21 protein-coding genes and 1 tRNA gene are annotated in these 18590 nt (G+C 59.8%); 10 read left to right on the top strand and 12 right to left on the bottom strand.

The window, feature by feature from the left end:
- Nucleotides 1–20 precede the first annotated feature (20 nt).
- Nucleotides 21–1814 (bottom strand): sensor histidine kinase, encoded by a 1794-nt coding sequence (locus K3166_RS08275; RefSeq protein ID WP_247714580.1) that lies wholly within the window; start codon nt 1812–1814, stop codon nt 21–23.
- Nucleotides 1815–1993: 179 nt separating this feature from the next.
- On the opposite strand from K3166_RS08275, the gene K3166_RS08270 reads away from it, so the two are divergent.
- Together K3166_RS08270 and K3166_RS08265 are read left to right on the top strand one after the other, a co-directional pair.
- The gene (locus K3166_RS08270) at nt 1994–2458 is read left to right on the top strand and encodes an Lrp/AsnC family transcriptional regulator (RefSeq protein WP_221421804.1); all 465 of its coding nucleotides are present in this window, start codon (nt 1994–1996) and stop codon (nt 2456–2458) included.
- Nucleotides 2459–2462: 4 nt separating this feature from the next.
- Nucleotides 2463–2882, top strand: coding sequence for a GFA family protein (locus K3166_RS08265; RefSeq protein WP_221421803.1), 420 nt, complete (start codon nt 2463–2465; stop codon nt 2880–2882).
- Here K3166_RS08265 and K3166_RS08260 read toward each other — a convergent pair whose 3' ends face one another.
- The 5 genes from K3166_RS08260 to K3166_RS08240 all read right to left on the bottom strand — a co-directional run bounded on the left by K3166_RS08260 (nt 2883) and on the right by K3166_RS08240 (nt 6374).
- Nucleotides 2883–3431 carry a phytanoyl-CoA dioxygenase family protein gene (locus K3166_RS08260; protein ID WP_221421802.1) on the bottom strand — a complete coding sequence of 183 codons (549 nt, stop codon included), beginning with the start codon at nt 3429–3431 and terminating at the stop codon, nt 2883–2885.
- Nucleotides 3432–3562: 131 nt separating this feature from the next.
- Nucleotides 3563–4912, bottom strand: a complete 1350-nt coding sequence (gene accC / locus K3166_RS08255) for an acetyl-CoA carboxylase biotin carboxylase subunit (RefSeq protein ID WP_221421801.1) — start codon at nt 4910–4912, stop codon at nt 3563–3565.
- Nucleotides 4913–4919: 7 nt separating this feature from the next.
- Nucleotides 4920–5420, bottom strand: a complete 501-nt coding sequence (gene accB, locus K3166_RS08250; protein ID WP_247714579.1) for an acetyl-CoA carboxylase biotin carboxyl carrier protein — start codon at nt 5418–5420, stop codon at nt 4920–4922.
- Between the two features lie 75 nt (nt 5421–5495).
- Nucleotides 5496–5930: a type II 3-dehydroquinate dehydratase gene (locus tag K3166_RS08245; RefSeq protein ID WP_221421800.1), complete on the bottom strand. Its 435-nt coding sequence runs from the start codon at nt 5928–5930 to the stop codon at nt 5496–5498.
- Between the two features lie 30 nt (nt 5931–5960).
- Entirely contained in the window at nt 5961–6374 is a 414-nt protein-coding gene (locus K3166_RS08240; protein ID WP_221421799.1) for a holin family protein, read from the bottom strand.
- A gap of 149 nt (nt 6375–6523) precedes the next feature.
- Between K3166_RS08240 and K3166_RS08235 the strand changes: the two genes are divergently transcribed.
- Nucleotides 6524–6925, top strand: coding sequence for a hypothetical protein (locus K3166_RS08235; RefSeq protein ID WP_221421798.1), 402 nt, complete (start codon nt 6524–6526; stop codon nt 6923–6925).
- 60 nt (nt 6926–6985) lie between these two features.
- On the opposite strand, the gene K3166_RS08230 is transcribed toward K3166_RS08235, so the two are convergent.
- A tRNA-Pro gene (locus K3166_RS08230) sits at nt 6986–7062 on the bottom strand.
- Nucleotides 7063–7263: 201 nt separating this feature from the next.
- Between K3166_RS08230 and yajC the strand changes: the two genes are divergently transcribed.
- The 3 genes from yajC to secF are packed head-to-tail and all read left to right on the top strand — an operon-like array spanning nt 7264 to nt 10197.
- Entirely contained in the window at nt 7264–7590 is a 327-nt protein-coding gene (gene yajC / locus K3166_RS08225) for a preprotein translocase subunit YajC (RefSeq protein ID WP_221421797.1), read from the top strand.
- Between the two features lie 25 nt (nt 7591–7615).
- Nucleotides 7616–9208 (top strand): protein translocase subunit SecD, encoded by a 1593-nt coding sequence (secD, locus tag K3166_RS08220; RefSeq protein WP_221421796.1) that lies wholly within the window; start codon nt 7616–7618, stop codon nt 9206–9208.
- A gap of 11 nt (nt 9209–9219) precedes the next feature.
- On the top strand, nt 9220–10197 hold the full coding sequence (secF, locus tag K3166_RS08215) for a protein translocase subunit SecF (RefSeq protein ID WP_221421795.1): 978 nt from the start codon (nt 9220–9222) through the stop codon (nt 10195–10197).
- On the opposite strand, the gene K3166_RS08210 is transcribed toward secF, so the two are convergent.
- Entirely contained in the window at nt 10194–11390 is a 1197-nt protein-coding gene (locus tag K3166_RS08210) for a glycosyltransferase (protein ID WP_247714578.1), read from the bottom strand. The genes secF and K3166_RS08210 overlap by 4 nt on opposite strands.
- Nucleotides 11387–11959 carry a helix-turn-helix domain-containing protein gene (locus K3166_RS08205; protein WP_221424023.1) on the bottom strand — a complete coding sequence of 191 codons (573 nt, stop codon included), beginning with the start codon at nt 11957–11959 and terminating at the stop codon, nt 11387–11389. Before K3166_RS08205 ends, K3166_RS08210 begins: the two co-directional genes overlap by 4 nt.
- A 90-nt stretch (nt 11960–12049) precedes the next feature.
- On the opposite strand from K3166_RS08205, the gene K3166_RS08200 reads away from it, so the two are divergent.
- Nucleotides 12050–12523 (top strand): DUF6456 domain-containing protein, encoded by a 474-nt coding sequence (locus K3166_RS08200; protein ID WP_221421793.1) that lies wholly within the window; start codon nt 12050–12052, stop codon nt 12521–12523.
- On the opposite strand, the gene K3166_RS08195 is transcribed toward K3166_RS08200, so the two are convergent.
- Genes K3166_RS08195 through K3166_RS08185 form a run of 3 tightly spaced genes read right to left on the bottom strand, consistent with a single transcriptional unit; the run spans nt 12508 to nt 16505 of the window.
- On the bottom strand, nt 12508–13086 hold the full coding sequence (locus K3166_RS08195; RefSeq protein WP_247714577.1) for a uracil-DNA glycosylase family protein: 579 nt from the start codon (nt 13084–13086) through the stop codon (nt 12508–12510). The genes K3166_RS08200 and K3166_RS08195 overlap by 16 nt on opposite strands.
- The gene (locus tag K3166_RS08190) at nt 13083–14888 is read right to left on the bottom strand and encodes an ABC-F family ATP-binding cassette domain-containing protein (protein WP_221421792.1); all 1806 of its coding nucleotides are present in this window, start codon (nt 14886–14888) and stop codon (nt 13083–13085) included. The genes K3166_RS08195 and K3166_RS08190 overlap by 4 nt, the downstream gene beginning before the upstream one ends.
- Nucleotides 14889–14930: 42 nt before the next feature.
- The gene (locus K3166_RS08185) at nt 14931–16505 is read right to left on the bottom strand and encodes an amidohydrolase family protein (protein ID WP_221421791.1); all 1575 of its coding nucleotides are present in this window, start codon (nt 16503–16505) and stop codon (nt 14931–14933) included.
- 131 nt (nt 16506–16636) lie between these two features.
- Here K3166_RS08185 and K3166_RS08180 point away from each other — a divergent pair, with 131 nt between their 5' ends.
- The 3 genes from K3166_RS08180 to K3166_RS08170 all read left to right on the top strand — a co-directional run bounded on the left by K3166_RS08180 (nt 16637) and on the right by K3166_RS08170 (nt 18481).
- On the top strand, nt 16637–17353 hold the full coding sequence (locus K3166_RS08180; RefSeq protein ID WP_221421790.1) for an SIMPL domain-containing protein: 717 nt from the start codon (nt 16637–16639) through the stop codon (nt 17351–17353).
- A 62-nt stretch (nt 17354–17415) separates the two neighbouring features.
- Entirely contained in the window at nt 17416–17721 is a 306-nt protein-coding gene (locus K3166_RS08175) for a PepSY domain-containing protein (RefSeq protein WP_221421789.1), read from the top strand.
- An 82-nt stretch (nt 17722–17803) separates the two neighbouring features.
- The gene (locus K3166_RS08170) at nt 17804–18481 is read left to right on the top strand and encodes a response regulator transcription factor (RefSeq protein WP_221421788.1); all 678 of its coding nucleotides are present in this window, start codon (nt 17804–17806) and stop codon (nt 18479–18481) included.
- Nucleotides 18482–18590 lie beyond the last annotated feature (109 nt).

Here is an 18590-nt window from a genome sequence, read left to right as displayed (position 1 = left end):
CGACCCCAGGGCAATAACCCCTATCTGCCGGCAGCGCTGTCCGGCTGTCCTTGTGGGCTAGGCAGGGCTTCGGCACCGGTCAAGAGTGGCAAGCTGAGGACCAGCGCATTTGCGATCCTTGCAAGCTCTCCTCCGGCGGCCCTGGCTTCGGCCCGGGCAAGGCGCAGGGAAAAACCTGCACCAAAAATGCCTGCACTCAGAGCACCGGTGCTGGCATGTGTTTCGACCGAGAACACATCTTCGGCCGCATTCAAGCTGGCCGGTAGGGTGAGGGCGAATTCGACTTGATCGCCGCCCGTCTGCATCTTGAGCGAGACAGCCTCGCCGGCAGCAAGCGTTCCGGCAATGGTCGCAATCAGGCGCCAGGCCAGCCGTTCGGCCTCGGCCTGCGAAAGAGCAATGGGAGCACGGCCTTCGCCCAGATCAGCATCGAATCGTGCGACCCGCGGGCTGAGCACCGGTTGGATCTGCGCAACCTGCTTGCGGGCAATCGCTGCGAAATCTGCGTCGCCCGGCTCAAGGTCGAGCGCGCCCGTTTCGAGCCGCGCGAGCCTGTCGAGCTCGTCGAAGCCGGCAAGGATGTGGGCCGCATCGCCAGCTATGGTGGCTGCGATTGCACGGTATTCATGCGGGACCGGGCCGATCATCTGCTGCTGGATGATCTCGGCATAACCCTGCATCGCGTTGACCGGCGTCCGCAGCTCGTGCAGCAATTGGCGCAAGCGATCGGCCTCAGCCTCGCGGCGGTCTTCGATACCTGAAACGGCGCGGCGGAAGCGGCCAACGTAGCCATAAAACCGGCCTTCGGAGCGCGTGAAACGGGGCGCTGCATCGACCACCCAATCGCCTTCGATCCGTTCTGCACCACGAAGCTTTGCAGCAAGGGCAGCAAGCGGTTGGCGTGTGCGTATGGCGCGCGTGGCCGTTTCGCTGTCATCGGCCGCCTGAGCCAGATCGATGCCCATGACCATCGGCGCGATTTCAGCCTCGGCCCAATCGATTCGGCCATCCGAATCGCTGCCGAACAGGAATTCATCGAGTGGTTTGGCCGGAGCCGTATCGACCTTCTCGCCCAGCGGTAGGCGCGGATTTTCGCTATCCAAAATCCGTTCGCTGCGGTTCCTTTGGAAGGCTTCGATCCGGTCGACCAGCGCTCTTATGCCGTCGTTGCCGCTCTCTGCAGTCGGCGGCTGCGGCGCCGCGAGCGGTTCAATCGGCAGCGGCGAAAGGTTGAGCGGTGCCGGCTCTTCGAAGGGTGCCGCCTCTGTTTCCGCAGGTTCAGCAGACTGAGGATCGGCAGGCGCGATTTCTTCGACGAGGTCGAATGGCTCGGGTTCGGGCAGGGCACGATCCGACACGCCCAATGCATCAAGGACCCGCTCTGCTTCGGGCGGCAAATCGCGGCGATGACGCAGAAACCCGCGGGTACGGATCGGGAGCTTGGGAATGATGTCTTCCCATTCCTGCGCAGTCAGTTGTGCACGGTGGAGCGCGGCAGCGGCGATGTGCGGATGTGCTTCCCCGAACCATTTCACCAGTTCGGGATTGCGGAAACGCCAGCCGCTCTCGCCGACAATTTTGGTTCGATCCTTCACGGGGATCATTTCGCCAAGGGCAATGAGCCGAAGGTAAGCCGCTGCTTTCAAAGCGCGATCACCTGCCTGTGGACGCTCGCCAAGCAGGTCTATCAGCTGGCGGAACTGCGTCCGGGCCGCACGCTCGCCGCCTGCGCGGTTGCGCAGTACTGTGGCAAGGCGATCGTCAAAATGCATCGAGGCTCCGGTAACTTGGATAGTTTGCAGGGCGGTAACCATGCCAACATACCCCTTCTATCCGTCCAACAAACGTGATGAACGAGATGTTTCCAATACGTTGCAAAGCGGGACGATTGCTGGCAAAGATAATAATGTTAGCCAATATGATGCTTGCGCCTTTTCAACATTTCTTAAGTGCGCAGCCTCTTTATGGCACCGCGAGGTATTGAGGATATTCCATGGCTAATCTCGACGAAATCGATCGTCGCCTGCTTTCCGAACTGCAGGACCAGGGCAGAATCACTAATGTAGAGCTGGCCCACCGCGTCGGCTTGACCGCACCCCCCTGCCTGCGCCGCGTCCGCGCGCTGGAAGAAGAGGGTGTGATTCGTGGATACCACGCGGATCTGAACCCGTCCAAGCTTGGCTTCTCGATTACGGTCTTTGCGATGGTCAGCCTGCAGAGCCAGGCCGAAGGCGCGCTGCGCGAATTCGAAGAAGCGATGCACAATCTGCCGGAAGTGCGCGAAGTGCACATGCTGAACGGCGAGATCGATTTTATCATCAAGATCGTCAGCAAGGATCTTCAGAGCTTTCAGGAATTCCTGACCAGCAAGCTCACGCCCGCACCGAATGTGGCCAGTGTGAAGACCTCTCTGACCATTCGCACCAGCAAGAGCGAGCCCGGCGTACCGCTGGGCTGATTCGATGATCGAAGGCCACTGCCTCTGCAAGGAAGTCCGCATCGAAGTCGCGGACGCTGCGGGCGAGATCGAGACCTGCCAGTGCACCATGTGCCGCCGCTGGGGCGGAGCGTTTTACAGTGCGCTTGAAAGCAAGCAATTCACGATCCACGGCGAGGATACCGTCGCCGTCTACCGGTCGAGCGAGTGGGGCGAACGCGCCTTCTGCAAAACCTGCGGATCGAACCTGTGGTTCAAGTTCCTCCCCACCGGAAACCGCAGCTTTTCGGCCGGCCTGTTCGACAGCGCGAGCAGTGCGAGGATCGAGAAAGAAATCTTCGTCGACGAAGCTGCCAGCTGGACTCGCATCGGCGGAGAGCATCCCAAAATGACTGGCGATGAGATCATCGCCGAGGCGAAGGCAGCGGGCTTTAATTTCGACTGATCACTTTGGCCATTCACAGGCCTCAGCGCCCCAGCGCAGTCCCGACGGTAGCTCAACATTGCTGTAATCGACTTGAAGAACTCTCCTCCTCGCGTGGTCGCTCGACTTTTGGGACGCATGAATGATCGGGGTGGAGTATATCCAAACGTCGCCGGCGTTTGCCTCGCACACGAAGGTGCCGCATTCATCGATAGTCTTCTGGACCGCATTCTCGGCGATAAGACCTCTTTTGTGTGAACCGGGTGCGATCAAAAGCGGCGCGTTATCTATGCCGACATCATCGAGATGGATCCGAACCGTAAGCATACGTTCGATTATCTCGAAGGGTGGCTCAACATGGAGAAGTCCTTGCTTTTGGGTCCATGGACCGAAGCCGAAAATCTCGTTGCGTTTTTCAACCCAGATGGTGCGGTCCTGATGCCAACCCAGAGCCCAGTTGGAGCTGGGAGTCTTATCAAAAGCGATTGCCCGGACAGGACGCCCCGAAGGCAAATAATCGGAGACGATTATCGAACCGATTGTTCCATCCTTGGAAAGTGCATGGCTCATCGGCCCAAGCGACCTCAGGCGTCTGCCTGCGCTGTCATCAAAGACAGCAAAAAGGTCCTTCAGCTCGCCAAGCGCCGGACATGCCAACGAAGCGTGTTTATCGGCGCCTACCGAGTTAAATGAGGCAGACCTCAGCCCTCGCGGTCCCTCAGCCAGTCTTCCAGCCACTTGATCGAGTAATTGCCGGTCTGGACGTCTTCCTGCTCAAGCAGCGCCTGGTGAAGCGGGATGGAGGTCTTCACGCCCTCGATCACCATTTCTTCCAGGGCGCGCTTCAGGCGCATCATGCACTTTTCGCGGTTGCGGCCGTAAACGATCAGCTTGGCAATCATGCTGTCGTAATAGGGCGGGATCGTATAGCCCGCGTACAGCCCGCTATCGACACGGACATGCATGCCGCCGGCCGCGTGATAATAGGTGACCTTGCCGGGGCTGGGGGCAAAGGTGAAGGCGTCTTCCGCGTTGATGCGGCACTCGATCGCGTGGCCCTTGAACTCAACCTCGTCCTGGGTCACCGACAAGGGCTTGCCCGCAGCGATGCGGATTTGTTCGCGAACCAGATCAATACCGGTGATCATTTCCGTGACCGGATGTTCGACCTGCAGGCGGGTGTTCATTTCGATGAAATAGAACTCGCCGTTTTCCCACAGGAATTCGATCGTGCCTGCGCCGCGGTATGCCATGTCGCGCATCGCTTTTGAGCATACTTCGCCCATCCGCATTCGGTCTTCTTCAGAAATGACCGGGGAGGGGGCTTCTTCAAGCACTTTCTGGTGACGCCGCTGGAGCGAACAGTCGCGTTCACCCAGATGGATCGCCTTGCCTTCGCCATCGCCAAACACCTGAAATTCGATGTGGCGCGGATTGCCGAGGTATTTCTCGATGTAGACCGTGGCATCGCCAAATGCGGCTTTCGCCTCATTACCGGCCTGCTGCATGAGAGTTTCGAGCTGGTCTTCGCTTTCGCAGACTTTCATCCCGCGTCCGCCGCCGCCGCTGGCGGCTTTGATGATGACGGGATAGCCGATCTCATTGCAAATCTCGCGTGCTTCTTCGAACTCGGAGACAGCACCGTCAGAGCCCGGCACAAGCGGCAGGCCAAGCTTGCCGGCAGTGCGCTTGGCTTCAACCTTGTCGCCCATCGTGCGGATATGTTCTGGCTTGGGGCCGATCCACTTGATGTCATGCGCCTCGACAATCTCGGCGAACTTGGCGTTTTCGGAAAGGAAGCCATAGCCCGGGTGGATCGCATCAGCCTGCGCAATCTCGGCAGCCGAAATGATGTTGGCTATGTTGAGATAGCTGTCGGATGCGCTGGGCGGACCGATGCAAACTGCGTGATCGGCCAGGCGAACATGCATCGCATCGGCGTCGGCAGTCGAATGCACCGCGACTGTTTCAATGCCCATTTCGTGCGCGGCACGGTGAATGCGCAAAGCAATTTCGCCGCGATTGGCGATGAGGATACGCGAAATCGTCATGTGCGGCTCAGACAATCAGGACGAGCGGCTGGTCGAATTCGACCGGTTGCGCGTTCTCGACCAGGATCGCCTTGACCGTTCCGGCCTTGTCGGCGGTAATCGGGTTCATCACCTTCATCGCTTCGACGATGACGAGAGTCTGGCCTTCCTTCACCGTATCGCCGATCTTTACGAAATCGGCGGCGCCCGGTTCGGCAGCCAGATAGACAGTGCCAACCATCGGTGACTTGATCGCGGCAGAGACATCGGCATCTGCTGGACCAGCATCTGCGGCGGGTGCCGGTGCTGCTGCTACAGGCGCGGGGGCCTGAGCGGAGGGGGCCATCATCTGGGCAGGGGCTGCAGCCATCGTGACACCGCCGCCACGCGAAACGCGAATCTTGCGTTCACCATCTTCGACTTCGATTTCGGTAAGGCCGGTTTCGCCGAGCATCTCGGCCAATTCGCGAACCAGTGAGGAATCTATATTCATGCCGGACTTGCCGGGTGTGCTTTTGCGTGTGGACATGGATATCCCTGTCAATTGTTTGCACGCGCCTATGCGCGTCTGACGCCTGCCTGACAAGGGGGTGGGGCAGACGAATTACAGCGCGGCAGCCCGCTCCAACGCTACGTAATAGCTGCGCGGACCGAGGCCCTGAACGCAATCGACAGCTGCCATGCCAACATAGGACTTGTGCCGGAAATCCTCCCTCGTCGAGGGGTCAGACAGGTGCACCTCTATCACCGGCACAGCAATGGCCTTGATCGCATCAAGCAGGGCAATGGAAGTGTGTGTGTAGGCAGCCGCATTGAGGAGGATCGCCTTCGCGCCGCTCGCATGCGCCTCCTGCAGCCAGTCCACCAATGCGCCCTCGCTATTGGTCTGACGAAAATCGACCGACAAGCCAAGATCCTGAGCCTGCCGGACAAGCGCTGATTCGATATCAGCAAGCGTTTCGGAGCCGTAAATCTCCGGCTCCCGCGTGCCGAGCAGGTTGAGATTGGGACCATTGAGGACAAAGACGGTATCGGTCATTCACGCTGTCTAGCGTGCATTGGCGCGACCTCAAGCATCAACGCCTTTCACTTTTCCCCATTGGCGAGCAGCCGTATAACCGAGATAGCCGGTCCCGAAGAGGGCATAGAGTTCATCTGGCAGGCCGCGCAGGTATTTCGTGACCCCAGCACCGATCGCACCGGCCGACTCAGGCGCAAATGCGGCGAGCACTCCCATAGGCAGCGCGAACAGGATCATTGTGTACATCACGTACAGGAAACTGGGCCGTGCGCGGCTGGTCCAGGGGTCCCGGGAATTGGCTTCGGCAACGATGGCGGAAAGCCGTGCCTCGATAGCCTTGAGATCGTGGGTCCCTTGGAGGGCGATCAATTCGAGCTTCGCCTTGGCGCGGGCTTCCTTGTCAGGAATGATCTTGTCGATAATTGAGGCAAGGGGTCCGATAAGCGATTCAATTAGAGCCATATTTGGTTCCTCCATATGCATCAAAATAACCAGATACGACATGTAGGAAACCAGTGTTTACACCGGGCCGTGGCTTACGGTCCGGGATTCATTGAATCTGCAGCATTTCTGGGCTATTGCGCGGCCTAACAAGCGTTTGGGAGCAGATCGTGAAGCGTGCAATTCCAAATATCGTAGTTGCGGCGGCCGCCCTCGGGCTTGTTGGCGGCAGTGCGGTTGCGCAGCAGGCAGATCCGGTTCCTTCGAATGCTGCTGGCGCTCTGGAGGCTCCGGAAAATTGGGATTGTGACCGCATTCGCCCTGAATACAGCGAATATCTGGAAGAAGGGAATGCGCCGCAAGACTGGCGCTACGTCGGCCAGAACTACCGCGATGTATCCAACGATCGGATATACACTTGGCAGGACTGGCTCGACTGGGCCGACGATGCAGGATGTGGAGCCGGATATGTCGAACCACAACCCAATGTGGCCATCGGTTTGCTGATGGGCTTCTTCGGTGCGGGTCTCATTGCAGCGTCGGGCGGCGAGCGTGCGATCAGCCCCGGCTGATCCAGCCATACCCAGCACGCGTGCTGCGACCACATTTCCAAATTCTCAGAGAAATTCCACTGGTCGGGACGACTGGATTCGAACCAGCGACCCCTACACCCCCAGTATAGTGCGCTACCAGACTGCGCCACGTCCCGATACCAGTGGAGGCGGCCCTATAGGCCCCGCACTTGTGCATGGCAAGCGTTGAGAGCGGGCATTTTATTGCCCTGCATCACCTATCCTGCTAGCTGCGCGCGACATTGGAGATGAGGTGCCGCCTTGGCGCGCTTGATTGCGCCGAATTGCCACCCATTTCGCAACAGACATATGCATCAACGGATACAGGCTTTACCTAGATGATCGATTTTCTTGCCGCTGCTGGCGCCGCCGCTGCCCAACCGCCGATCTGGCTGCAGATCCTTCCGTGGGTCGCGATTTTTGCGGTTTTCTGGTTCCTGATGATCCGCCCGCAGATGCGCCAGCAGAAAGCCCACCAGGAAAAGATTTCCGGCCTCAAGCGCGGGGACGAGGTCGTCACTGCAGGCGGACTTGTCGGCAAGATCACCAAGGTCGAAGATAATTTCGTCGAACTGGAACTTGCCAAGGGCATGAAAGTCCGCGCCGTTCGCAATACAATTGGCGAAGTGCTCTCCGGCACCTCCGCCAAGCCTGCAAACGACTGATCCGGCAAGAAGCGGAAGGCAAAGCATGCTCGATTTCCCGACCTGGAGGAAAGTGTTCCTATGGGGCGTCGCCGTTTTCGGCATGCTCCTGTCACTGCCTTCGCTTTTCTCGCTCGCCAATCTGGACTGGCCCGATCAATTGCCGGATCCGGTGGTCAATCTGGGCCTCGACCTTGCAGGCGGTAGTCACATCCTTCTTGAGGCAGAGCGTGACGAAGTGTCCGCCATGCGGCTCGAGGATCTGGAAGAGGGCGTGCGCAACGCCATGCGCCGCGCCGAACCGCGTATCCGCATCGGCGATGTCTCGACTGCTGACGGCCAGCTGAGCTTCCTGCTCGACGATGCCGGCGACGTTGATCGTGCGCGGGCCGAACTCGAAGACCTGATGAACGGCACCGGTCCGGTGCGCGAATGGGATCTCCAGGTAGTAGATGGACAGCGTTTCGTGCTGACCCAGACTGCTGCTGGCCTCGACAATGCGGTCGATGCCGCGATGGAAGGCGCACTGCGCACCGTTGGTATTCGTATCGACGGGCTGGGCACGCGTGAGCCGACCATCCTGCGACAGGGCGATACCCGCATCGTGGTCCAGGTTCCGGGCCTCCAGGATCCTGAGCAGCTGAAGGAATTGCTGGGCAAGACCGCCAAGCTGGAATTCAAGCTGGTCGAACGCCAGGCTAGCGCCGAAGAAGTTGCTCGCGGTTTTGTCGCTGGCGGCGAAGTATATCCCTATGCAGAGGGTGAGGGCTTTCCCAATGGGGTCGTGGTCCAGCGGATCGGCGGCATCGATGGGGAAACGTTGACCGGTGCTCAGCAGAATTTCGACCCGCAGACCAATGAGCCGGTAGTCTCGATCACTTTCAATCCTGACGGCGGCAGGCGTTTCGCCCGCATGACCACCCAATATACCGGTCGCCAGTTCGCGATCATTCTGGACGATGAAGTGATCTCGGCCCCGCGAATGCTGGAGCCGATCCAGAATGGTCAGTCGCAGATTTCCGGAAGCTTCACTGTCGAAAGCGCAAATAACCTGGCGATCCAGCTTCGTTCGGGCGCATTGCCTGTCGAACTGAGCGTGGTTGAAGAGCGGACGGTTGGCCCGGACCTTGGCGCCGATTCGATCAAGCAGGGCATGATTGCCATCCTCATCGGCACCCTGCTGGTGATGGGCCTGATGATCGTTACCTATGGGCGCTTTGGCATATTCGCGACGATTGCGCTCGTCATCAACATGTTGATGTTGCTCGGCATCATGGCGGCGCTCAATATGACGTTGACCCTGCCGGGCATCGCGGGCTTCGTCCTGACAATCGGTGCGGCGGTGGACGCCAACGTGCTGATCAACGAGCGAATACGTGAAGAACGAGCCCGGGGTAGGCGCGTGATTGCGGCGGTCGAAAACGGCTACAAGGAAGCAAGCCGCGCGATTTATGACGCGAACATTACCAACTTCATTGCTGGCGTGCTGCTGTTCAATTTCGGCTCTGGTCCGATCAAGGGCTTCGCAGTCGTGCTAGTCGTCGGCCTGTTCACCAGTGTGTTCACGGCAGTGCCGCTCACCCGCATGTGGGTCGCCGGATGGTTGCGTAAAGCGCGCCCCGCCGATTTGAATATTTGAGGATTCGGACGATGAAACTTCTCAAGCTCGTCCCAGACGATACCAATATCAAATTCCTGAAATGGCGCGTGCCATTTTTCGTGGTCAGCCTGTTCCTGATCGCCGCAAGCTGGGCATTGGTGTTTACCAACGGCCTTAATTACGGCGTCGATTTTGCGGGCGGTCTGGAAGTGCGTGCCACTTTCACCGAGCGCACGGAAGCGCCCGTTTCACAATTGCGTCAGGACGTCGAAGGGCTCGGCTACGGGTCTCCGGTGGTCCAGCGGTTCGGCGAAGACAACCAGGTTTCAATCCGAGTGCGCCTGCCTGACGAAGTCGCTTCCAACAAGGAAGCCGCGCAGGCCGCCGCCAATGCCGTGGTCGACGAGCTGAAGTCCAACTATCCCGACTTTCGCCTGGACGGTAACGATAATGTGTCTGGCAAGGTTTCAGGCGAGTTCCGAGAGGATGCCGTCTTTGCATTGGTCGCAGCAATGCTTGCCGTGGCGCTGTACATCTGGATCCGGTTCGAGTGGCAATTCGGGGTCGGCGCGCTGTTCGCGCTGTTCCATGACGTAAGCCTCACTTTGGGAATGTTTGCGCTGTTCCAGCTGGAATTCAGCCTGCAGATCATCGCGGCTATCCTTGCGATCATCGGTTATTCGCTCAACGATACCATCGTCGTCTACGACCGTATCCGCGAGAATTTGAAGAAGTATCGCAAGATGCCGCTTCCCGAATTGCTCGACCTGTCGGTAAATGAGACCTTGGCGCGTACCGTAATGACTTCGTTGACGCTTCTGGTGGCGCTGCTGCCCCTACTCGTCGTGGGGCCGGCCAGCCTGTTTGGCCTGACTGCGGCCATCACGCTGGGCCTGTTTGTCGGTACCTACAGCTCGGTTTACATGGCCGCTCCGCTGCTGGTCTGGATGGGCGTCGACTCGGACAGCTTCGTCCCGGAAGAGACTGTCGCAGACCGTCAGGAAAAGATCGCGCGCGGCGAGGTCTAGCTTCCGATCAGACGGTCATAGTGCGCGCCCAGCGCCTCGCCGTTGGTCTTCCAGCTATAGTCCTTTACACAGGCGGCTACCTCTTCGGGTGGCCGCCTGTTTTTCAGCACCAGCCTGATCCCTTCGCGCACTGCATCGGTGCGGCGGGCAACAATTACACCTGAAGTGGGGTTGTCGACCACTTCGCGGGCTCCGCCGGCATCGGTGATAACGACCGGCGTGCCGCAGGCGAGGGCTTCGATCCATGCATTGGCAAGCCCTTCGCTCAACGAAGGCAGTACCATCGCATCGGCAGCCGACAGGATCAGCGGCAGCAAGTCGTGATCGACGCTGCCAAGAAAGTGCACGCGGTCCAAGACGCCTTCGGAATTGGCCAATGCACGCAAGCTGTTCTCGTCTTCACCTTTGCCCACGAGTAGCAGGCGAGCGTCCGGCAGGTCGGCCAGCGCCTTGATGACAAGGGCCTGTCCCTTGCGTTCGATCAAGGCGCCAACAGTGGCAAGCAGCTGGTCGTCTGCGGACAGGCTCACTCCCAACTCCCTGCCCAGACGGTTGCGTAGCTGCGTATGGCCAAGCGGGCGAAAGCGGTCGCGGTCAAGGCCGGTGCGGTGGATCGAAATCTTGCCTCTGGCGATGCCCAGCGCGGCCATATCGTCCGCCAGCGCTTCTGATACGGAGAGGATACCAGCGGCCTTGTCCGCAGCCTCACGCAGAGCCTCTGCGCCGTAATTGCGCGCGCCCCAGTAATGGATGTCGGCTCCACGGGCCTTGATGGAGAACGGTAGGCGCAGCTCCTGTGCGATACGCATCGCCGCAGGAGCATCCGGGTAGAAGAACTGGGCGTCGACCATGTCGAACGGTCGTTCCTCGTGAAGTCGTCTGGCCAGCGGCATCACCGCGTGAGCGATGAGTTTGGGATTGAACCGGCCGCCCACTTTGGGGATCAACCGGAACGTCGGGCGGTGAACTTCGATCCCGCTCTCGGTGCCGCTCACCGCAGCTTCTTTGGTCGCGGCATAACGGCCGAATGCAATCGGCGGCAAACCGATGGGATTGACCACGACCGGTTCCCAATGCGTTTCCTTGGTTAGCGCCTCGATCGAGCAAGCGACAAATGTCCCGAAGCGCGGAGATGCCTGGTTCGGCCAGAGGGTCGACAGGACGAGGACGCGCCTGTTCTTCTCCGCGGTCACAGCCGACGGACCAGCATTTCTGCAACGCCTATCCATGCCGGGCTGTCGACCACCTGCTGCTTTTCTCCGTGACCGGGAGGCAGGATGCCGACAAGCTTGCCTTGGCGGTCAATCAGTCTGCCGAAGCAAAACCGGCCAGCCTTGCGCGGGACCAGGACATCGCGGTTGACCGCACGCCCCGCGTCCTCTGGGGCAATCTGGCGCAGCCATAACTGGTCCCCGGGGCGGTATTCGCCGTGCGGGTAATCGACAGTCAGGACGATTAGCGCGCCTTCCGCTCCGAGGTCGGTCGCGAGAATCGCGTCGCGCGTCTTGTCCAACGCTTCCGGTCCGTCTTTCGCCAAGGTCGCTACAACCTGGGGGTGTGCGGCATTTTCCGAACGGACGAGCACCTCCGGTTCGACGCCGAGCGCCCCTGCAATCCGCTCCATCCATTTCAGCGACAGATTGCGCATTCCGGTTTCCAGCCTGCCCACCGTTTGCGGAGTGGTTGGAGGATCGCAAGCTTGAGCAAGGTCGGCCAGTGTCCAGCCCTTCTGCTTGCGAATATCGCGAATACGATTGATCACCATGCATCTCCACTAACCGAAATGGTTTTTATACTTTCCTACACTAACCGAAAATTGGCAAGGGCCCTCTTCACGAATAGGGAGATGGCGATGCGAAGGCACTTGGTAGAACGCGAACTTACCGATGAAGGCGCTAAGCGCAATGGCTCGGCAAAAGGTAAGAAGCGAACCGTTTCGGTGAATATCGGTGAAAGCCCGCTTACTTGGCTCCATGCCCGGGGGCACCTCGATGACCGGCTTTTCGATGCGGGTGAACGTCTGCGAGCAGATTACGAGCGAGCCCAGATGGCGCCGAGTGTAACGATGCGGTGGGATCCGATCCGGGTGGATGGCGGGGGCGGTGACGGCATGACGCCGACCGAGCGGCAAATCGCTGCAAAATCGCGGTTCGATAGCGCGATGCAGGCGGCAGGGGCAGGGCTGCAGGACGTGTTGTGGCGGGTCGTCTGCGGGTGTGAGAGCCTGCCCGATGCCGAAAAAGGTCTTGGCTGGCCTGCCCGCAGCGGAAAGCTGGTGCTCAAGCTGGCACTCGACCGTGTGGCTGACTTTTATCGGATACGCTGAGCGATCAGTTTTTGCAGGGTTGGCAGTACATCGCTTTCAAACCACGGGTTCTTGCGCATCCAGATCGTCGAACGCCAGGCCGGGTGAGGCAAGGGCAGGAAGTCCGGCAGGAATTGATCGAAGCTGCGCACGCGTTCGGTCATCGACATCTTGCGGGTCTGCGGAAGATAGTGTGTCTGGGCATAGGCTCCGACCAAGAGGGTCAGCCGATCCTCCGGAAGCACTTCCAGCACCCTGCCATGCCATTGCGGAGCGCATTCGGGGCGGGGCGGTTTATCCCCTCCACTGGCCTTGCCCGGATAACAAAAACCCATCGGGACAAGCGCGACTTGCCCCGGATCGTACATCTGTCCCTTGGTGAGGCCGGTCCATTCACGAAGGCGATCTCCGCTGGCATCGTCCCACGGGATTCCGCTGGCGTGCACTTTCGATCCCGGAGCCTGGCCGATAATCAGTATGTCAGCACTGGCCGAGAAGCTGACGACGGGGCGGGTGCTGTGAGGCAGGTGCCGTGCACATATCCGGCAGCCGGCTATTTCTTCGGCGAGCGCTTCGGCGCTCAAAGCGCCTCGACCATTTCCGCCAGCATCAACCAGCGCTCTTCAGCGGCATCCTTTTCGGCGCGGGCATTCTCGATGCCTTTGTTGATGGTCGCGAATTTCTTGGGGTCCGAAGTGTAGAGATCTGGATCGGACAGGATGGCCTCGCCCTTGGCAATGGCCGCTTCCAGCTCCTCGATGCGGTCCGGCAGCAGCTCGTAATCGCGTTGATCTTTGTAAGAAAGCTTCGTGGGCTTCGCGGGCGCTGTGGAGGGTGCGGCCTGGGAAGGCTTTTCATCCTTCTTGGCCTTACGCTCGACTGGTGCGCGGCGTTTCTTCTCCCAATCCTCGTATCCGCCCGCCACGACATCTACCGCGCCCGTGCCGTCCAGGCCCAGAGTGATCGTGACCGTCCGGTCGAGGAAGTCTCGATCATGGCTGACGATCAGCACGGTGCCTTCGTAGTCGGCGATGACTTCTTGCAGGAGGTCCAAGGTCTCGAGGTCCAGGTCGTTGGTCGGCTCGTCGAGCACCAGCAAGTTGGATGCCTTGGCAAATTCGCGGGCCAGGAGCAGCCGTGAACGCTCGCCCCCTGAAAGAACGGAGACATTCATGTCGACGATCTTCGGGTCGAACAGGAATTCCTTGAGATACCCCTGCACGTGCTTGCGGACGCCGCGTACGTCGATCCAGTCGCCCCCTTCGGCCAGGACCTGACGCACCGTTTTGTCGTCGGTCAGAAGCTGGCGTTGCTGGTCGATCATTACGCCGGTCAGCGTCTTGGCAATTTCGACGGTGCCGCTGTCGGGTTCAAGTTCGCCAGTCAGCATCTTGAGCAGGGTGGTCTTGCCGGCTCCGTTTGATCCGACAATGCCGATCCGATCGCCGCGCTGGATACGCAGGGAGAACGGCTTGATGATCGTGCGGTCGCCATAGGACTTGGTGATATTATCGGCGACGATGACGGACTTCGACTTGAATTCCGCTTCGGTCGCAAGTTGCAGTTTGGCGGTTCCTGCGCTTGCAATCATCGACGCACGCTGGGCGCGCATCTGCCACAGCTTTTCCAACCGCCCCTGATTGCGCTTGCGCCGCGCGGTAACACCGCGTTCCAGCCAGTGTGCCTCCAGCTTCAGCTTGGCATCGAGCTTTTCGGCGGCGCGCGCTTCCTCGGCGTAGACCTGTTCTTCCCAGGCTTCATATCCGCCGAAGCCGACTTCCTTGCGGCGCAGGATACCCCGGTCGAGCCAGATGGTCGCACGCGTCAGACGTTTTAGGAATGTACGGTCATGACTGATTACCACGAAGGCGCCGCGGTAACGGTCGAGCCAGCTTTCGAGGAAGTCGATGGCTGCCAGGTCGAGATGGTTGGTCGGCTCGTCCATCAGCAACAGGTCGGGGTCCTGTGCGAGCGCACGCGCAATCGCTGCGCGGCGCTTTTCGCCCCCGCTCGCACCGTCGGTTTCGCGGCTCATGTCGATGCCGAGTTGCCCCGCGATCGCTTCGACTTCGTGATCTTCGGGGGCATGGTCGCCTGAGACAGCCCATTCCATCAGGGTCTTGAACCTGGAGAGGTCGGGATCCTGTTCGAGCAGGACGATGCGCGTTCCCGGCTTGATCTTGCGCACGCCGCCATCGGTATCGACCTGGCCGTCGATCATGCGGAACAGCGTGGTCTTGCCTACGCCGTTGCGGCCAATTAGCGCCAGCCGGTCGCGTGGTCCGATATGCAGATCAAGCGGTTCGTGATTGGGGCCGCCGAACAGCCACTTGCCGCCCTGCTGCAGCGACATGCCTTCGAGGCTAAGGATGGGGGGCTGTGCCATAGGGGCCGCGAGGTAGTCGCGCGGCCCTCATGCTGCAAGCGCCTACTGCGACAAAGCGCGCTCGTTTTCCTGCGCTGCGACCATAGTGGCCACGCTATCGAGCAGTTTCGGCGCGTCGTACACAATGCCGCCCTTGATCGTCCACCGCACACCACCGACCTGTTCGATTGCGCCGGTTTCATAGTTCAACTTGGTATGTCCGGTGCCGTAGAGCAGCTTGAGGTTATCAAGCGGATTGCCGGGCACGATGACGAGATCGGCCAGCTTGCCGACCTGGATCGTCCCCATCGGAGCTTCTTCTCCGCGCGGATCGTAAATTTCCTGAGCGCCGGAAACGGTCGCTGCCCGGATCACCTCGAGTGGCGAGAGGCCTGCTTCGCGCAGCATTTCAAGTTCGCCGATGTAAGCGAAACCCCACGTTTGATAGATGTAGCCCGGGTCAGATCCGGCTGTCACGCGTCCACCGCGGCGGTGGAATTCGGCGGTCAGATCGAACCAGTAGCGATAGAATTTGCGCCAGGCGACCTCGTCTTCGGTGGTCCAGTCCTTGTAATAGCTGCCGTGATTGGTTGCGCTGGGTTCGTAAAAATCAAGCAGCGAAGGCAGGCTGTAACGCTCGTGCCAATCGCGGTTCTTGGCTGCCATCACATCGCGGCTGGCAGCATAGATGTTGAACGTCGGGCTGAGCGTGACGCCGCTCTCGACAAGGTAATCGATATACTCGTCCCACTCTTCGCTATGGGGTTCGACTACCTGATCTGCGAGCCGGGCAACCCAGCCGAAGCGAGACTGTTCGTCGAAGTAGTTGTAACCTTCAGGATAGCGGACGAGCGAATTTTTATCGAGCAGGCTTTCGAAATGCCCGTAGAAATGGGTGATACCGTCAAGGCCAAGCTCGACCGACTTGCGAGCGTTGACGCGCTGGACGCCTGGCTGGGCGAGGTGTGCGACAGTGCCGAGCCCCTGCTTTTCTGCTTCATCCAGCGCTGCACCAAGGACGTCAGGCATTTGAGCGTTGAAGAATTTTACGCCCCAGAACCCCTGTGCCTTGGCCCAGCGGACCCATTCGCGTGCTTCTGCCGGTGTCGTGGGGGCCGGGCGGTCCCATTTGTCGCCGAAGACGGCGTAAGGAAACAGGCGCGGTGCCACGATGGTATTGTTCTCGCTCCGCCGCCGATCTTCGAGATCAGGCTGTCCCGGTCCGAAATAGAACGAGACACCGCGGACGCTTGTCACGCCGTGTGCCAACCACAACCGGTAGCCATAAGATGGCTGGGCAGCCTTGCCCGGATCGCCGTTGTGACCATGCGTGTCGACGAAGCCAGGCATGACGGTCATGCCGCTCGCATCAATGACGCGATTGGCGCTTGCTTTGACATCGTCGGGCGCGCCGCCGCTGTGGATGGCAGAGATCCGGTTACCTTCGATCACGATATCGACCGGGCCCATCGGCGGAGCGCCCGATCCTTCGATCATGTTTGCTCCCGAAACGATCAGTACCGGGAAGGGGCCTTCCGCCTCGCCAGCCTGCCGGTCCGGCACAGGTTCCATCTGCGCGCTGGCGGCCGTGGCAAGAAATGCCGCTGCCATGCCGGCGAAAATACTACGAATGCCCATCCCGATCCCTTTTCCTTCGTTGCGGCTGGCTAATGCTAAATGGGCACAATGGGAAGTGGCCGGAACCAGAGCGTTCAGCCAATGGTAAAGCAGGAAGGCGGAAATTGCGCCTGATGAAAAGGAGTTACGCCATGATCCGCTATTCCATACCCGCTTTCGCCGCTCTCGGCCTTGCCACCACTGCACAGGCAGCCGAAATCCAGATCGCAGTAACAGGACCGGTCGTCGAACTGTCAGTGATTGAGCAGGTCGAGGCAGAGCCGGATCTGGTGAACGTAAGCGCCGGTGTCACAACCGACGCGTCAACTGCCGTCGAGGCCTTGCGTCTCAATTCGGTCGAAATGCGCAAGGTTATCGACCGGCTCAAGGCCCTGGGTGTCGCCGAACGTGATATCCAGACCACCGGCATCAATCTCAATGCCCGCTACGACTATGATCAAAGACAGCAGCGGCAGATCTTTCGCGGCTATCAGGCCAGCAACAGGGTCAGCGTGACGCTGCGCGACATCGACGAGACGGGCAAAGTTCTTGATGCGCTGGTCGCGGCAGGAGCCACCGACCTTAGCGGGCCCAGTTTCAGCCTCGACGACGATACGTCTGCCAAGGCGCAAGCACGTGGATCGGCAATGACCAGGGGCCGCGCCCAGGCGCTCGAATATGCGCGCATGGCAGGATATGCGGACATTCGCCTGCTGGAGGTGAATGAGACGATCAGCGGTTTCGCGCCACCGCAGCCGATGATGCGTCAGGAATCTGTGCAGACGGCAGCAGATACTTCTGCGCCGGTGCAGCCCGGCCTCGTCGCTACCTCGGTGAATATTACGGTAAAATACGAGATGACCCGCTGAACCATTGAGAACGGCCATATTCACACCTTGTTCAATGGCTTGGAGGTAGTCACACAGGCATCATGAAACTCCTTATCTCATCCTTTCTCGCAATCGGCCTCATCGCCGGTCCGCTTCTCGCTACCCCAGCTGAAGCGCAGCGGCGCTCCGAACAAGGCGAGGCACGCAAGGAAATGAGTGCGGGCAATGCAATGAGTCTCCGAGATATTGAGGCCCGTATCTTGCCGTCGATGCGCGGTGCTGAATATCTCGGTCCGGCCTATGATCCCGCAGCGCGCGCCTATCGCCTCAAATTTATCCGTGATGGCCGGGTGATGTATGTCGACGTCGATGCGCGCAACGGCAGGGTCATCCGCCGCAGTAATTGATCGGGCGCAGAAACTCCGTTCACCTTGACGCGTTCATCTACATGAACGACACGCGTCACAAAGATATAAGGACGGAAATGGCATGCGGATCCTGATTGTCGAGGACGAGCCTACGCTCGGCCAGCAACTTAAATCCACTCTTGAACAGAACGGCTATGCCGTCGATCTCTCGACCGATGGCGAAGACGGCCATTACTTGGGCTCGACAGAGAGTTACGACGCCGTCATTCTCGACCTGGGGCTGCCCGAAATCGACGGTCTCACGGTGCTGGGAATGTGGCGCAAGGAAGGTCGCAAGTTCCCCGTACTGGTACTGACTGCCCGCGACAGCTGGAGCGACAAGGTCGCCGGCCTCGATGCTGGTGCCGACGATTATCTCGCCAAGCCTTTCCAGACAGAAGAACTGATCGCCCGTCTGCGCGCGCTCATCCGCCGCGCTTCGGGTAATACCTCCAGCGAACTGACTGCGGGCCATGTCCGCCTGGACACTCGTTCGGGCCGCGTCACGCGGGAAGGCGAACCGGTCAAACTGACCGCGCAGGAATATAAGCTGCTGAGCTATCTCATGCACCACAAGGGCAAGGTGGTCAGCCGCACCGAACTGATCGAACACATTTACGATCAGGATTTCGACCGCGATTCCAATACGATCGAGGTCTTCGTTACGCGTATCCGCAAGAAGCTGGGCGCAGAGGTAATCACTACGATCCGTGGACTTGGGTACAGCCTCGACGATCCCGCCGACGCACCGCGAGCCTGAGGAAACTCAGGCAGACGATGCGCGCGCGGCGGTGGATGATCCGCCCGCCGATGCGCGCGCGCCTGTAGCGGTGCCTGACAAGATCAAACACGGCACGCCGCGCCGCAGC

Source organism: Qipengyuania psychrotolerans (genome assembly GCF_019711355.1).
In the GTDB taxonomy this organism is placed as follows: domain Bacteria; phylum Pseudomonadota; class Alphaproteobacteria; order Sphingomonadales; family Sphingomonadaceae; genus Qipengyuania; species Qipengyuania psychrotolerans.
The sequence above is the reverse complement of the archived record's forward strand: the minus strand, read 5'-3'. Positions and strand labels throughout refer to the sequence as shown.